Annotated in this window: 15 protein-coding genes; 1 reads left to right on the forward strand and 14 read right to left on the reverse strand. The window is 62.0% G+C overall.

Going from position 1 to position 15,583, the window contains the following annotated elements:
• Positions 1 to 18: 18 nt before the first annotated feature.
• From K0U62_04580 to K0U62_04645, 14 genes are all read right to left on the reverse strand, one after another.
• Positions 19 to 474 (reverse strand): hypothetical protein, encoded by a 456-nt coding sequence (locus K0U62_04580; protein MCH9800798.1) that lies wholly within the window; start codon positions 472 to 474, stop codon positions 19 to 21.
• A gap of 30 nt (positions 475 to 504) precedes the next feature.
• Positions 505 to 1,623, reverse strand: coding sequence for an undecaprenyl/decaprenyl-phosphate alpha-N-acetylglucosaminyl 1-phosphate transferase (locus K0U62_04585; protein MCH9800799.1), 1,119 nt, complete (start codon positions 1,621 to 1,623; stop codon positions 505 to 507).
• A 3-nt stretch (positions 1,624 to 1,626) separates the two neighbouring features.
• A complete protein-coding gene (locus K0U62_04590) occupies positions 1,627 to 2,901 on the reverse strand; it encodes a serine hydroxymethyltransferase (protein ID MCH9800800.1) in 1,275 nt (424 codons plus the stop codon).
• A 58-nt stretch (positions 2,902 to 2,959) separates the two neighbouring features.
• Positions 2,960 to 3,601 (reverse strand): threonylcarbamoyl-AMP synthase, encoded by a 642-nt coding sequence (locus tag K0U62_04595; protein ID MCH9800801.1) that lies wholly within the window; start codon positions 3,599 to 3,601, stop codon positions 2,960 to 2,962.
• Positions 3,602 to 3,628: 27 nt separating this feature from the next.
• Positions 3,629 to 4,507: a peptide chain release factor N(5)-glutamine methyltransferase gene (gene prmC / locus K0U62_04600; protein MCH9800802.1), complete on the reverse strand. Its 879-nt coding sequence runs from the start codon at positions 4,505 to 4,507 to the stop codon at positions 3,629 to 3,631.
• Positions 4,504 to 5,577: a peptide chain release factor 1 gene (gene prfA, locus K0U62_04605; protein MCH9800803.1), complete on the reverse strand. Its 1,074-nt coding sequence runs from the start codon at positions 5,575 to 5,577 to the stop codon at positions 4,504 to 4,506. The genes prmC and prfA overlap by 4 nt, the downstream gene beginning before the upstream one ends.
• Before the next feature lie 41 nt (positions 5,578 to 5,618).
• Positions 5,619 to 5,840 (reverse strand): 50S ribosomal protein L31, encoded by a 222-nt coding sequence (rpmE, locus tag K0U62_04610; GenBank protein MCH9800804.1) that lies wholly within the window; start codon positions 5,838 to 5,840, stop codon positions 5,619 to 5,621.
• A 90-nt stretch (positions 5,841 to 5,930) separates the two neighbouring features.
• On the reverse strand, positions 5,931 to 7,580 hold the full coding sequence (gene rho / locus K0U62_04615) for a transcription termination factor Rho (protein MCH9800805.1): 1,650 nt from the start codon (positions 7,578 to 7,580) through the stop codon (positions 5,931 to 5,933).
• A 316-nt stretch (positions 7,581 to 7,896) separates the two neighbouring features.
• A complete protein-coding gene (gene thrB / locus K0U62_04620; GenBank protein ID MCH9800806.1) occupies positions 7,897 to 8,799 on the reverse strand; it encodes a homoserine kinase in 903 nt (300 codons plus the stop codon).
• Positions 8,796 to 9,866 (reverse strand): threonine synthase, encoded by a 1,071-nt coding sequence (gene thrC / locus K0U62_04625; protein ID MCH9800807.1) that lies wholly within the window; start codon positions 9,864 to 9,866, stop codon positions 8,796 to 8,798. The genes thrB and thrC overlap by 4 nt, the downstream gene beginning before the upstream one ends.
• Positions 9,863 to 11,137, reverse strand: a complete 1,275-nt coding sequence (locus K0U62_04630; GenBank protein MCH9800808.1) for a homoserine dehydrogenase — start codon at positions 11,135 to 11,137, stop codon at positions 9,863 to 9,865. The genes thrC and K0U62_04630 overlap by 4 nt, the downstream gene beginning before the upstream one ends.
• Before the next feature lie 138 nt (positions 11,138 to 11,275).
• Positions 11,276 to 12,682 (reverse strand): diaminopimelate decarboxylase, encoded by a 1,407-nt coding sequence (gene lysA / locus K0U62_04635; GenBank protein MCH9800809.1) that lies wholly within the window; start codon positions 12,680 to 12,682, stop codon positions 11,276 to 11,278.
• Positions 12,683 to 12,736: 54 nt separating this feature from the next.
• Positions 12,737 to 14,395: an arginine--tRNA ligase gene (gene argS, locus K0U62_04640; protein ID MCH9800810.1), complete on the reverse strand. Its 1,659-nt coding sequence runs from the start codon at positions 14,393 to 14,395 to the stop codon at positions 12,737 to 12,739.
• Between the two features lie 26 nt (positions 14,396 to 14,421).
• On the reverse strand, positions 14,422 to 14,955 hold the full coding sequence (locus K0U62_04645; GenBank protein ID MCH9800811.1) for a macro domain-containing protein: 534 nt from the start codon (positions 14,953 to 14,955) through the stop codon (positions 14,422 to 14,424).
• A 185-nt stretch (positions 14,956 to 15,140) separates the two neighbouring features.
• On the opposite strand from K0U62_04645, the gene K0U62_04650 reads away from it, so the two are divergent.
• Entirely contained in the window at positions 15,141 to 15,581 is a 441-nt protein-coding gene (locus tag K0U62_04650; protein ID MCH9800812.1) for a YccF domain-containing protein, read from the forward strand.
• Positions 15,582 to 15,583 lie beyond the last annotated feature (2 nt).

Consider the following 15,583-nt stretch of genomic DNA (forward strand, 5'->3'; position numbering starts at 1 on the left):
CCAACGTCGCTAGCACGATTATTGCTGCTGATTGGTCTGCGAGGTGTCTTTCGCGAACTCTTGCACTCCAGCTGGCACATCATCCGGTGTCACTAGGAGGACCTTGCTCTTGGCCAATACCCAGGCTTCAGCAGCCGTCCATACCAGTGTGCACACCAGAATAGTGAAAGCAAAGACGCGGGTATCGAAGGCGGTAACCCCTTGCAACAGCAGGAGCAGCACCAACAGGAACCCGATTTTGAGTAGGTACAACAGCATGGCCATCGATGTGGCCATTGCCGGGTTATTGCGCAGCACTGAGGCAAGAACAAACTGCCCCGCGAGGAAGAAACCCAGCACGATGGCCGTTCCCAACGCAGCACCTACGACTGCGGGTACTCCGCCCACGAACCAGGCAACGATGGTTGCGCCAAGACCGGCGATCAGGGTGGGCAGCGCGGCCCCCCGAAGAATCGACTGGTTGAATTCGTCCACCAGCCAAGGTTATCAGCGGAATTGAGCCGATCAGGACGCCTCGACTTTGGGCTGATCCTGCGACAACCGCTGTCCGGGTGGGCTGCGCAACACCAACATCACCAACGCGAGCAGCAATAGACCGCCGCCGAGAGCTACACCGACTGGCAGGAAAACCAGCGCCACCACAGTGCTGGTGAGCACTATCGCCCAGCCGTACAGCAGCAAAACTGCGCCGCGATGGCTGTGCCCCATTTCCATGATGCGATGGTGAAGATGCTCTTTGTCAGGCGCGAAGGGAGACCGGCCGGCCCAGGTGCGGCGCAGCACTGCCATCAGCAGGTCCAGCCAGGGCAGCGCCAGCACGACGAGGGGAAGCAGTAGTGGCAACAGAGCTGGGGCCAAGGTGGCCGAACCGACGGCGGTGGGGTCTACTCGGCCCACGAGCGTGACGGTGCTGGTCGCGAGCAGCAGTCCCAGCAGCATCGATCCCGTGTCGCCCATGAAGACCCGAGCTCGGAAAAAGTTATGCGGCAAGAAACCCAGACACGCTCCCACCAGTGCAGCGGACGTCAACGTAGCCAAGGCGGCCCGGTCGAACCCGTTTTCCACACTCAACAGGTAGGAGTAAGCGAAGAACCCCGCGGCGGCAATGCCGGCAATGCCGGCAGCCAAGCCGTCGAGGCCGTCGACGAAGTTGATCGCGTTGATCGTCAACACGACCACGAACACGGTGATCAGCACACTGCTCAGCGGATCGAGCACGAAAATACCGCCGATCGGCAACCAGGAGATCGCAATACCGCCGTAGGCGATGATGCCGCCAGCCAGTACTTGGCCGGCGAACTTCGTAAGCGGGTCGAGCGTCCATCTATCGTCCACCATGCCCACGACAAGCAGCACCACTGCGGCCCCGAGTAGCGCCGCTATCTCGGTGCCACCGCCCTCAAAGACCTGCCCAATCAGGGTGAGCTGGCTGGCCACGAGGATGGCCGCGCACAGGCCAGCAAAGATGGCCAGTCCGCCCAGCCGTGGCGTAGGCATGGAGTGAACGTCTCGATCCCGAACCTCCGCCATGGCACCCCACTTGACCGCGATCTCCCTAGCTATTGGAGTCGCGAAGTAGGTGATGGCTGCTGCTGCGACTAGGCACAGCAGGTATTCGCGCATGGATCAGCCGAGTGGGTAGGCAGGGAACGCTCGGACCAGTTCACCCACTTCTGCCCGGATTTGGGCGGCTTGGCTGCCATCAGCGTCACGCACTGCGCGTCCGATCAGCGAGGCAACCCCCTTCATCTCCGCTGAGCCCATGCCTTGTGTGGTCAGGCACGGGGTACCGACCCTGATTCCACTGGCCACGGCTGGCGGCTGCGGATCGTAGGGAATCGCATTCTTATTTAGGGTGATGCCGGCGGCACCACAGCGTTCCTCTGCCTCAGCACCGGTGACGTCCAACTCTCGAAGATCGATGAGTGCCAGATGGGTGTCGGTGCCACCGGAAACTGCCCGCATCCCCTCCGCAGCCAAGTTGTCGGCCAACGCTTGCGCGTTGCTGATGACCTGAGTGGCGTAGTTCTGGAAATTTGAACTAGACGCTTCGCGCAGGGCCACCGCCTTGGCGGCAACCGCGTGCATCAGCGGGCCACCCTGCATCATCGGAAAGACCGCCTTGTCGATGGCCTTGGCGTGTTCTTCGCGACACAGAATCATGCCGCCCCGCGGACCGCGCAGCACCTTGTGCGTGGTGAAGGTAACGACGTCGGCGTAGGGAACCGGACTGGCGATCGCCTTGCCGGCCACCAGACCCACGAAGTGCGCTGCATCCACCATCAGTACCGCGCCCACCTCGTCGGCAATCTCCCGGAACGCCGCGAAATCAATCAGCCGGGGGTAGGCGGTGGCGCCACAAATGATCAACTTGGGCCGGTGTTCACGCGCCAGTTCGCGGACTTGGTCGTAGTCGATGAGTTCGTCGTCCTCACGGACACCGTAGGAGATGACGTCGAACCACTTACCGGAGAAGTTGACCTTGGAACCATGCGTCAGGTGACCACCGTGCGGCAGACTCATAGCCAGCACCTTCTCGCCTGGTTTCACGAAGGCACCGTAGGCGGCCAGGTTGGCGCTAGCGCCGGAGTGCGGCTGCAGATTTGCATGCTCGGCACCGAAGAGTTCCTTGGCGCGATCGATGCCGATCAGTTCCGCGCGGTCTACCTCTTCGCAGCCACCGTAGTAGCGACGACCGGGGTAGCCCTCGGCGTACTTGTTCGACAACGTCGACCCCAAAGCGGCAAGAACCGCAGGTGAGGTGAGATTCTCGCTGGCGATCAACTGCAGACCGCCACGAAGTCGGTCTAGTTCGTCGATCAGCACACCAGCGATCTCGGGATCCTCTGATTGCAGGGCGGTGAAATCCGGTCCCCAGAACGGGGGCTGCTGTTGCGTCATGCATTAAGTCTACGGCGGATACCGATCTGGTGGGATTTGCCGTGCCCGCGCGGCGTAATCACGAGCCTTCCGGCATCACTTCCGCACAGACCTCCGTGACGGCGCTAGGGCTGATATTCCCCTCGCGACGCACGACCGGGAACTGGCCGGTGGCGTCAACAACGGTGCTGCGGCCAGAGTCGTTGAGCGGACCGCAGTCCAAGAAAACATCCACCTCTCCTGCGAGCTGCTGCTCGAATTCTGCCGGAGTACGCACCGGGGGAAAACCCGGGTTATTGGCGGAGGTAGCCGCCGTGGGACCAAGTTCTCGCACTAGATCCAACATGACTGGGTGCAGTGGCATCCGAACTGCTACACCCGGGGAACTGAGCGGCCAGGCGAGGCTCGGCTGCTGCCGCAACAGCAGCGTCAGCGGCCCCGGCCAGAAGGCCGACATGAGATCGCGGGCGTACTTCGGAATGTTGGAAGCCACGCCATCGGTAGTAACTGGTTTGCCCACCAAGATCGACAGTGGGTGGCTGCTGTTGCCCTTCAGAGCGCGGATGGCATCGACTCCGGTGCGGGAAAAGGCATCACACACCAGGGTGTACATCGATTGGTCGGGGATCACGCCGATGTCACCCCGGCGTAGTGCCGCGGCCGCGCTGCGGATCCGCTGCGGCCGATCATCGAGTTCGGTGCAATCTAGGATCCGGCTCATGGCCCGATTGTGCCTGAGACTGCTCAGTCAGTCGGCCAAGACCGCCGTAGTAAATCGAGGTCGACCCGCCAGATCCGGGTAATCCACCACGTCAGTGAACCCGCCGGCCGCCTTGATCAGACCGGGGAGACCGTGGTCGTCGCCCTGCAGATCGCCGTGCTCCATCGCCAGTCGACCACCGGGCCGCAACAGTCGCCGCACCACCGGCAACATCTTCCGCACCACAGCCAGACCGTCCGGACCGCCATACAGCGCCAGCTCCGGATCGTAGTCACGCACTTCCGGGTCCCGCGGAATCGCCTCATTGGGGATATATGGCGGATTGCACACGACTAAATCGACGTTGCTGGACAGCATTGGCAGTAGTTGTGGGTCAGTGGCATCACCGGCGCGGAACTCCAATTCAGCCGTGCCGAGCCGGTCCAGATAGCGCTGCAGGTTTCTTTCCGCATAGGACAGCGCCGCGGCTGACAACTCCACTCCCGTCACCCGAGCACCCGGAACCCGAGTGGCTAAGGCGAACGCCAACGCACCACTACCGCTGCACAGATCGACTGCGATCGGAGCGTCGCCGCAGGTTGCCAGCCAATCAATCGCCCACACCGCCAGCACTTCGGTCTCCGGCCGAGGCACAAAGACCCCCGGGCCCACGATGAGTTCCAGATCCAAGAACGGCGCGGTACCCACAATGTGTTGCAGCGGCTCCCGCTTTGCTCGTCGCCGGACCAACTCGTCGATCCGAGCCCGATCAGCGTCCGATAAGTCTGGCCGTAGCGCCACCGCGATCGGCTCCGCTGACAACACCGTGGCGGCCAGTGCCCGCGCATCCTGCGCCGGGCTGGGAACCCCAGCGGCCCGCAACTGCCTTTCCCACTCCTGCAGCGCGGCTGGCAATGGCCTACTCATCCGCCCCCCGCGGACAATCGCTCCGCCATGTCGGCATCCACAAGCGACTGAATCACTGCGTCGATTTCCCCATCGAGTACCTGATCGAGGTTGTAGGCCTTGAAGCCGACCCGGTGGTCGGAGATGCGATTCTCCGGGAAGTTGTAAGTCCGCACTCGCTCGCTGCGATCCACGGTGCGCACCTGCGATCTGCGAGCATCTGAGGCCTGTTGATTTGCCTCTTCCTGGGCCACCGCGAGCAAGCGGGACCGCAAGATTCGCATGGCTTGCTCTTTATTTTGCAGTTGGCTCTTTTCGTTCTGGCACGACACCACTACGCCGGTGGGCTCGTGGGTGATCCGCACCGCCGAATCGGTCGTGTTGACGCTCTGACCGCCAGGCCCCGAGGAGCGATAAACATCAATCCGCAAATCATTGGAATCGATCTGCACGTCGATTTCCTCGGCCTCTGGCAGTACCAGCACGCCAGCCGCTGAGGTGTGAATTCGACCGGAGGATTCGGTGACCGGCACCCGCTGCACTCGGTGCACGCCGCCTTCGAACTTCAACCGGGCAAATGGCGCATCGTCGGGGTCCACCGCACCGCGAGCTCGAACTGCCAGCGCGGCATCTTTGACTCCGCCGAGATCCGACTCTTCCAGTTCCAGGATTTGGTGGCTCCAACCGTGCCGTTCCGCATAGCGCTGGTACATCCGCAGCAGATCGGCCGCAAACAGAGCCGATTCCGCACCGCCCTCACCTGCTTTGACCTCGAGGATCACGTCTTTGCTGTCCATCGGATCGCGAGGGACCAGCAGCAGCCGAAGTTTCTCAGCGGCTTCGTCCAGTTGGGCGGTGAGTTCCGCGGCTTCCTCTGCGAAGGCGGCGTCTTCCTCGGCTAGCTCTTCCCCGGCGGCAACATCTTCAGTCAGTTGTTGCCAGTCACGGTAGGCGGCAATGACCGGGCGAAGTTCGGCAAACCGCCGTCCCAGCCGACGCACTTGTGCTTGATCAGCATGGATAGCGGGATCCGCGAGCTGCTGCTCGATGTCGGTGTATTCCGCAAGGATTTCCTCGCAGGCTTCGAACACGTTAGATCCTCACCGGGGCAGGAAAAGCAGCCCGGACCGGATTATTTGTCCTTGTCCGCGGACTTGCCGAACCGCTTCTCGAACTTGGCGACGCGACCACCAGTGTCCAGCAGTTTCTGCTTGCCGGTGTAGAACGGGTGGCACTTCGAGCACACATCAGCGTGGATAGCCCCATCAGCCGCAGTGCTGCGGGTGGTAAAAGTTTCGCCACAGGTGCAAGTGACCTGGGTCTCGCCGTAAGCGGGATGAATATCGGGTTTCATCGTTGTCTCCTTCTAGGGTCCGGGTCGCGAAACGCGTGAACCGGTCCGCCGATGATTGTCACACGGCGAGGGGGTTACAGCCAAGTGCAACTACTCAGCAGAGCTGTCCCCGTTCGCAGTGGGCGTAGTTTTCTGCACTTGGGAGAGGAAGTCGTAGTTGCTCCTAGTGTCACGCAGCTTGGTGAGCAGCAGTTCGATCGACTGCTGCACCTCCAAGGCATGCAGCACCCGGCGCAGATTCCACACGATCTTAAGTTCCTCGGCGGTCATAAGCAGTTCTTCCTTGCGGGTGCCAGATGCATCGACATCCACACTGGGGAAGATCCGCTTGTCGGCCAACCGCCGGTCCAACTTGAGCTCCATGTTGCCGGTGCCCTTGAACTCTTCGAAGATCACTTCGTCCATCCGCGAGCCAGTTTCCACCAGCGCGGTGGCCAAGATGGTGAGCGAGCCACCGTTTTCGATATTGCGAGCGGCACCGAAGAACTTCTTCGGCGGATAGAGCGCCGCCGAATCGACACCACCGGACAGAATGCGACCGGATGCCGGAGCCGCCAAGTTGTAAGCACGACCGAGTCGAGTCATCGAGTCCAACAGCACGACAACGTCGTGGCCCATCTCAACGAGTCGCTTGGCGCGTTCGATAGCGAGTTCCGCGACCGTGGTGTGATCGTCTGCAGGCCGGTCGAAGGTTGAGGAGATAACCTCACCCTTGACTGAGCGCTGCATGTCGGTAACTTCCTCCGGACGCTCATCCACCAGCACCACCATCAGGTGACACTCCGGGTTGTTAGCCGTGATCGCATTCGCGATGGCCTGCAACACCATGGTTTTACCGGCCTTGGGCGGTGACACGATCAAGCCACGTTGCCCCTTACCGATCGGGGAAACGATGTCGATGACGCGGGTGGTGAGATTGGCAGGATCAGTTTCCAGCCGTAGCCGCTGCTGCGGGTACAGCGGAGTCAGCTTGGAAAAATCTGAGCGCTGCCGGGAATCTTCCACCGACATGCCATTCAGGGTGTCCACCCGAACCAACGGGTTGAACTTTTCGCGCCGTTCACCCTCGTTGGGCTGCCGGATCACGCCAGTTACGGCGTCACCCTTGCGCATACCCAATCGCCGGACCATAGACAGCGAGACGTAGACGTCGTCGGGACCGGGCAGGTAGCCGGAGGTGCGGACGAAAGCGTAGTTGTCCAGCACATCCAAAATGCCGGCAACGGGCACCAGCACGTCATCGTCGTTGATCACCGGCTCGGCGTCACGGTCGCGGCCGCGGCGATTGTTCCGATCGCGACCCCGACGGCGAGAACGACGTTGCCCGCCCTGGTTTCCGTCCTGCTGATCGCCACGGCGCCGGTTGTCGGAGTCCGAGTCACCGGACTGCTCATTGTCCTGCTCGTTGCCCTTGTCGTCGCCTTTATCGTTGCGCTGCTCGTTGCCCTTGCCGTTGCGCTGCCGGCTGCGGTTTCTACCACCGTCGTTGCTCGTGCGCTCCGAGGAATCCGAATCGTTGCGCTGCTCGTCGCCGGAATCATTGGATTTGGCGTCTTCGCGCTGAGTTTCGCCTTGCTCGCCGTTGCGACTTCCCCCGGATTTCCCGGTGTTATTCGAATCCGACTTCGCCTTGCCTGAACCTTGCTGGCCGATGGCGCTAACCAAGTCACCCTTGCGCATTGTGCTGGCGCCGGAGATCCCCATCCCTTGCGCCAATTTGCGCAGATCGGGGAGGAGCATAGACGAAAGATCTGATCCCTGTGCCGAAGACTGAGCCGGCTTATCGTCAGAGATGGTGTTTGCCACTTGTACTTACCCTTCTGGGGCTATCACTGATGACCTATTGGCATCAGAATTTTGTGGAACCGACGACAAAGGAAATGAACGAGAACTGCGAAGTTTCGGATTGCGATGTCTCACAGGTGACGATCTGGCCGTCGGTGATGTCTTCACAGTAGCACGACGAAATCCGTAGCGGCAGTACCCCCGACGCTCGGCGGGTTCGGCTCAGTTGACCCGCGGAGCGATACCGCGAGTGAGTTGCGTTGCTGCCAGTTCATTCCGCCAGCAGCCGCAGGCCGGGACCAAAGGACACGGGCCGAGTTGAAAACCCGGAATAGCCTGACTCAGCAAGGTGAGCCAGCGATTCGCGACTCCCCAGTGCCAAGACTGTCGGCCCTGCACCCGACACCACCGCAGCAATACCTTCGCTGCGCAGCGTGTCCACGAGTTCCATAGCTACCGGGTATCCCGATCGACGTTGTTCCTGATGCAGTCGATCAGCGGTCGCGTCGAACAACAAATCCGGCCGGCTGGTCAACGCCACCGTGAGCAACGCTGAGCGAGAAGAGTTGTGTACGGCATCAGCTAGTGGCACCTCGGCGGGCAGAGCGGCTCGTGCAGCGACAGTGGGGCTAGTGGCGGCTGGGACGAGCAATACCGCAGCCACGTCCGCGGCAACTGGCTGCGAAATCGCGCGCGCGGTGCCATCGGCTTGGGTCCAGGCAATCGTGAATCCACCCAGTACCGCCGGGGCAACATTGTCCGGATGGCCTTCGATTTCGGCTGCTAGTTGCAGAATCTCCCCGGCAGAGTCGGCGATGTCACCCGCCAACGCATAGGCCAATGCCACCCCACCAGCAATGGCAGCTGCCGACGACCCCATGCCACGACTCTGCGGAATGGCGTTGCGGCAGGTGATTCGCAGACCGGGCACGTCAAGGTGCAGCCGTTCGCAGCCAAGCAACATTGAGCGGGCCACCAGATGAGACTCATCGCGCGGCAGATCATCACTGTCTACCCCCGAGGACACCACGGCCACGCCGGGAGTTTCCACCACCTCGGCGACGTAAACGTCGCGAATATCCAACGCAAGTCCAAAACTGTCGAAACCAGGGCCGAGATTGGCGCTAGTTGCCGGTACAGAAATCCCCACCCGGGATCGGGGCGGTTTGGTCACTGGTCCAGACCCAGTTGCTGCGCTGCGGCAACTGCGGACGGCGGGATGACCACCGGCTCAGCGGCACCTGCCAACGCGATCTGTGGATCTTTGAGCCCATTTCCGGTCAGAGTGCACACGATTCGGCTGTCTGCCGGCACGAGTCCGGCGGCGGAGCGCTTCAGCAGTCCGGCAACTCCCGCGGCGCTTGCCGGTTCGCAAAATACGCCATCGTGGCGGGCGAGCAGCCGGTAGGCGGCCAAGATTTCGTCGTCGGTGACTGCTTCGATCACACCACCAGATTCATCCCGGGCCGCTTCAGCTTGCTGCCAGGAAGCCGGATTACCGATTCGAATAGCAGTGGCCACCGTTTCGGGCTGTGCGACTGGGGCGCCGGTCACGATCGGAGCCGCGCCGCTGGCCTGATAGCCCCACATCTGCGGGGTTTGCTGCGCGGGACCCGACTGCTGGTACTCCTGATAACCGAGCCAATAGGCCGTGATATTGCCCGCGTTACCCACCGGCAAACAGTGAATGTCGGGTGCATCTCCCAACGCATCTACGATCTCGAATGAGGCGGTCTTTTGGCCCTGAATTCGGACCGGATTCACCGAATTCACCAGCGAGACCGGGTAGTCGTCCGCCAGCTGGCGAGCCAGGGTCAGACAATCATCAAAATTTCCGTCCACTGCCAGCAAGGTCGCCCCGTGCACGATCGCCTGAGCGAGTTTCCCCCGAGCGATCTTGCCGGATGGGATAAGGACGGCCGAGATCAAACCCGCTTTGCCCGCGTAGGCGGCGGCACTTGCGCTGGTATTGCCAGTGGAAGCGCAGATAACTGCCTTCGCCCCATCGTCCACGGCTCGAGAAATCGCCATGGTCATACCGCGGTCCTTGAAGGAACCAGTGGGGTTGGCACCCTCGAACTTCAGCCATACTTCCGCTCCGACCTCAGCACTGAAGTATTCGGAACGGATGAGTGGCGTGCCGCCCTCGCACAGACTGATCACAGCCTCCCCGATCGGCAGCCGATCGGCGTACTCGGTCATGATGCCGCGCCACTGGGCGGCGGTTGTTATCGCGGTCATTGCTCACCCACCACTCGCATCACACCGACCACGCGTTTGACCGACGCCAGTCCGGACACTTGATCGATCGTGGCAGACAACGCAGATTCCTTGGCCGCGTGGGTGCGGATGATCAACCCGGCTGCCTCACCCTGGCCATCTTGTCGAACGGCCAGGATGCTGACGCCGTGGTCAGCGAAGACCTGAGAGATCTCCGCGAGGACACCGGGCTGGTCTGCCACATGCAGATTGACGTAGTAGCTCGTGCTCGCCTCGCCGATCGGCAGGATAGCTACGTCGTTGTAGGTAGAAGATGCCGCACCGCGAGAGCCACTCACCCGATTTCGCGCGGCGGTGACGAGATCACCGAGGACGGCTGAGGCAGTCGGCTCGCCGCCGGCGCCCTGCCCGTAGAACATCACCTCACCGGCAGCGTCGGCCTCAACGAAGACCGCATTGAACGCACCGCGCACTGAGGCCAACGGATGAGTGCGCGGCACCATCGTCGGATGCACGCGCACACAGACTCCTTCACCGGAGGGGGTCGAGTCGGCGATCGCTAGCAACTTAATGACAAAGCCCATGTCTCGGGCGGCCGCGACATCGGCGCCGGTCACTTCCGTAATCCCCTCGCAGTACACGTCTGCGCCGGTCACTCGGGTGTGAAAGGCCAAGCTGGCCAAAATGGCGGCTTTGGCCGCCGCGTCTAGCCCACCCACGTCTGCGGTGGGATCCGCTTCGGCGTAGCCCAGTCGTTGCGCGTCAGCCAACACTGCTGCGTAGTCGGCTCCCTCTTCATCCATCCGGGTCAGGATGTAGTTCGTGGTGCCGTTCACGATGCCCAGCACCGTGCGCACCCGATCACCAGCCAGTGAATCGCCCAACGGCCGCAACAGCGGAATCGCTCCGGCCACCGCAGCTTCGTAGTACAAATCAACGCCCTGTTTTTCGGCTAAAGCGTGGAGTTCGCCACCGCGCTCCGCCATCAACGCCTTGTTCGCCGAGATGACACTGGAACCTGCTTCCAGCGCTGCACTGATGTAGCTGGCGGCCGGTTCAATGCCACCAATCAGCTCCACCACGATGTCTGCCCCGGAGGCGGCAAGCGCAGCAGCGTCGTCAGTAACCAATTCCGCCGGAATCCCGGGTCGAGTTTTGCCGGTATCGCGAACAGCCACACCGACCAGTCGCAGTCGGCTACCGACACGAGCAGCCAGATCATCTGCAGAGTCAGTCAGGATGCGCGACACCTGCGATCCGACGGTGCCGCCGCCCAGCAACGCGACAGTGATCTCCCGATCGCTGGCTGAGGCCGGAGCGGGTTGAGCAGGGGTGGTCGAGTCAGAAGGCACAGGACATTCTATCGACTCGCGCGGCAACCGCCGACCTAGTTCCCGACAACCGGCACCGCAGCCAGCCGATCAGTTGAGTCACAGCCCAGGATCCAACGCCAACATGTCGACCACGGTCTCCCGCCGCAACAGCGTGCTGAGTCGACCATCCCGCACTCCCATGGCGGGGGGTCGGGGTACCGCGTTGTAGTTGCTGGCCATCGCCCGGCAATAGGCACCGGTGGCCGCGACGGCGATCAGATCGCCGGTAGCAATATCTCCCGGCAACCACACATCTCGCACCACGATGTCGCCGCTCTCGCAGTGTTTACCGACGATCCGACACAGTTCCGGTTCCGATGCCGACTCACGGTTGGCCAGCACCGCGGTGTATTCCGCGTCGTAGAGGGCGGTACGAATGTTGTCACTCATGCCACCGTCCACCGAAACGTAGGTGCGACTGCCACCCGCATCCAACTCAATCCGCTTGATCGTCCCTACGGTGTACAGCGTGATCCCAGCAGTGCCGACGATCGCTCGCCCAGGTTCGACGGCCAATCGCGGCATGGGCTGCCCGGATTGCTCGCACTCCGCACGTACCGCCGCAACAATCTGCTTGGCCATATCTGCCACCGCAAGTGGGTCATCACCGGGCAAATAAGCGATCCCCATGCCACCGCCCAAGTTCAACTCACCGATGGTGATGCCCTCAGCGGCTAGCTTTGCGGCCAACTCCACCAGTCGCCGGGCAGCCACCTCAAATCCGGCCGGATCGAAGATCTGGGAACCGATGTGAGAATGCAGTCCTAGGAGCTCGAGGTTGGGCATCGTGGCTACCCGATGGGCAGCCTCGGCAGCATTGCCGTCCGAAAGCCCCAGACCGAACTTCTGGTCTTCGTGCGCGGTAGCGATGTATTCGTGGGTGTGCGCCTCCACTCCCACAGTGACCCGCACCAGCACCCCAGTGGTGACGCCCTGTTCAGTTGCTAGCTGCCCTAATCGGGCAATCTCGGTGAAGGAATCCACTACAAATCGGCCAACACCAGCACTCAGCGCCGCTTGAATCTCCGCTTCGCTTTTGTTGTTGCCGTGAAACAGCAGCCGGGCCGGGTCAACGCCCGCCCGAAGCGCAATCTCCAGTTCGCCGCCGGTGCAGACGTCTAGCCGTACCCCCTCGTCGGCGATCCAGCGCGCGATCCGAGTGGTCAAGAAGGCTTTACCGGCGTAGTAGACGTCACAGTCCGCACCTTGGCTGCTGTAGGCCTCAGCGTAGGCACGAGCCGCATCACGGACATGCTGTTCGTCGTAGATGACTGCCGGGGTTCCGCACTCTGCCACGATGTCGCGCACATCCATGCCGCCGACGTGCAGGGCTCCATTGTCGGCCCGAGTCGCAGACTGCGGCCACACGGCTGGATCGAGCGAACCGGCCACTGCCGGTGCATCGGGAGCGGGGTGCGGGTCCACGATGTCACCGTGGCGGGGTCCGGCGGGGTGTGCTGGCATGTCTCCCAGGCTAGCCGCCCCTTGCCGACTACGGCACGTGTGCGGGGTGCAGAACTACATGCGCTCCGGGGCCGATACGCCACACAGCCGCAGGCCATTGGCCACTACCTGACGGGTAGCGGCGCACAGCCACAGTCGGGCCACACCAGTCGCGTCTACTTCTTCGTCGCCACGTGGGAGCACCCGGCAGGAGTCGTAGAACTTGTGATAGGCCGTCGCCAACTGCTCGAGGTAGCGAGCAATCCGGTGCGGCTCCCGCAGTTCGGCAGCACCGGTAACGATGCGCGGAAACTCCGCCAGCACCCCCAGCAGCGCTGCTTCCGCCGGATCCGCAAGCAGACCCGGATCGAACTCCTGCTGCCGCCAGTCGATGCCCAACTCAGCAGCATTGCGCAGCACCGAGGAAATCCGGGCGTGGGCGTATTGCACGTAGTAGACCGGATTGTCGTTGGAGCGCTTGATGAGTAGATCGAGGTCCAGCGTCAGCGGAGAATCCACCGGGTAGCGGATCAAGGAATAGCGAGCAGCGTCTACCCCGACCTCATCGACAAGGTCCTCCAGCGAGACGATATTGCCGGCACGCTTGGATAGCCGGACTTCTTCGCCACCCTTCATCATCTTGACTAGTTGCCCAATAGGGATCTCGATGTTGTAGTTCGGATCATCGCCGGCGCAGGCGGCCACCGCCCGCAGTCGGCCCACATACCCATGGTGATCTGCTCCGAGCAAGTACAGGCAGATATCAAAGCCACGCCGCCGCTTGTCGATGTAGTACGCGGTGTCACTGGCGAAGTAGGTCAGTTCACCGTCTGCTTTGATCAGCACTCGGTCCTTGTCGTCGCCAAATTCGGTGGTCCGCAGCCACAACGCGCCATCAGATTCATACACGTGGCCTTGCTCCCGCAGCCGAGCGAGCCCCTGCTCCACTGCACCTGATTCGTGCAACGTCCGCTCGGAAGTCCAGACATCAAAGTGGGTGCGAAAGAGTTCCAGCACTTGCTGCTGCTGCTGCAACTGTCGCTGGTAGCCCGCCTCACGAAAGGCAACCAGACGATCCTCCCCGGCGAGATCGGCGTATTTGGGATGTTCGGCCAAGATCTCTGCGGCGAGGTCCGCCACATAGGCGCCGTGATACCCGTCTTCGGGTGGCTGCTCCCCGGCAGCGAGATTAGCGATCGAGCGACCGAAGTTGTCCATCTGGACACCACGATCGTTGACGTAAAATTCCCGGCCTACCTCAGCCCCAGCCGCGGCGAGGACCCGAGCGATCGCATCTCCCACCGCCGCCCATCGGGTATGACCCAAGTGCAGCGGGCCAGTGGGGTTGGCCGAGATGAACTCGATATTGAAACTCGTCCCGGCTAAAAGCTCTCCGTTGCCATAGGAGTCACCGGCTGCCACGATCTCGGCGGCGATGGCTCCCTGCGCGGCCGATGCCAACCGGATGTTGATGAAGCCAGGGCCAGCGATCTCAACTGAATCGATGCCGGCAACAGCCCGTAACTGCTCCGCGACCACCTCCGCCAATTCACGTGGCGGTTTACCAGCCCGCTTAGCCAAGACCAACGCGATGTTGGTGGCATAGTCACCGTGATCGCGGTTACGCGGGCGCTCAACGGTGATGGCAGGCAACTCGTCGATGGCGAGCACGCCGTCGCTACGCAGCTGCTCCAATGCGGCAGCGATCGCCGCTGCTAGGGAGTCCGGGGTCACCCGACAAACCTACCGGCGCCTCGGCACTACTGGCTATTCCGGCTAGCCAACGCCCGCCGATGAAGTTCGGCGGACTCCGGTGTGAAGCAACACAGCAGCACCTGCTTGGGCGCCTCACCGGCTGCAACCGCAGCCTCAACCGCACTCACTGCTACCGCGGCGGCACGCTCCGGCGGGTAGCCAAAAATCCCCGTGGAAATCGCAGGTAGGGAAACTGACTTGGCGCCTAGTTCATCAGCTAGGGCCAAGGCGCTCCGGTAACTGCTCGCAAGCAGATCATCCTCGCCCGAAAATCCGCCCTGCCAGACCGGACCCACGGCGTGAATGACATGTGTCGCTGGCAAGCCGTAACCGGCGGTGGCCTTGGCCGCACCAGTGCGGCAACCACCCAAGTTGCGGCATTCCGCAGCCAGACTTGGACCTGCTGCCTTATGGATCGCACCGCAGACACCACCGCCGGGCAAGAGCGCTTCATTGGCGGCATTCACCATCACATCGACCGAGATAGTGGTGATATCGCCTTCCACAACTTCGACAGTTGATCGCTTCGTTTTAGCCATCAGTTGCTCTTCCTACCTGTTGCCGAATCTTCTGCCGTTGCGCCGTTGTGGGACAAACCGGAGGCACTACCGCCGCTACGGTCACCCTATTGCCGGGCGGAGCGACCCTCAACCGGAAGAGAAGCGAACTTGGCCGTTGCGCTGCTCACCCCGAATCAGGCCTTGGCATCTGTCACGATGACCGCATGGAGATTCTCCGAGTGATTCTGAACCTGCTCTGGCTGGTCCTGGCTGGGATTTGGAGCGCCATCGGCTACGCCATCGCTGGCGTATTCATGTTCGTGTTGTTCTTCCTCATCGTCACCATCCCCTTCGGCATCGCGTCGTTCCGGATGGCCGGATACGCGCTCTGGCCGTTCGGGCGAACCGTGATCCGCGATCCTGACGCCGGCCTAGCCAGCGCGATTGGGAACGTGCTCTGGTTCATTTTGGCGGGTTGGTGGCTGGCGTTAGGTCAGTTCCTCGCCGGAGTGGCACTGTGCATCACCATCATCGGCATTCCCTTTGGCATCGCGAATTTCAAACTCGCTCGGTTGTCACTGAATCCCCTCGGCAAGCAGGTAGTTCCGGTGGAATACGCCGATGCGGCGGCCTCCGGCTTCCAGTCCTACGTTCCGGTGCAGTAGTA

The organism is Actinomycetes bacterium, from assembly GCA_022599915.1.
GTDB lineage: Bacteria > Actinomycetota > Actinomycetes > S36-B12.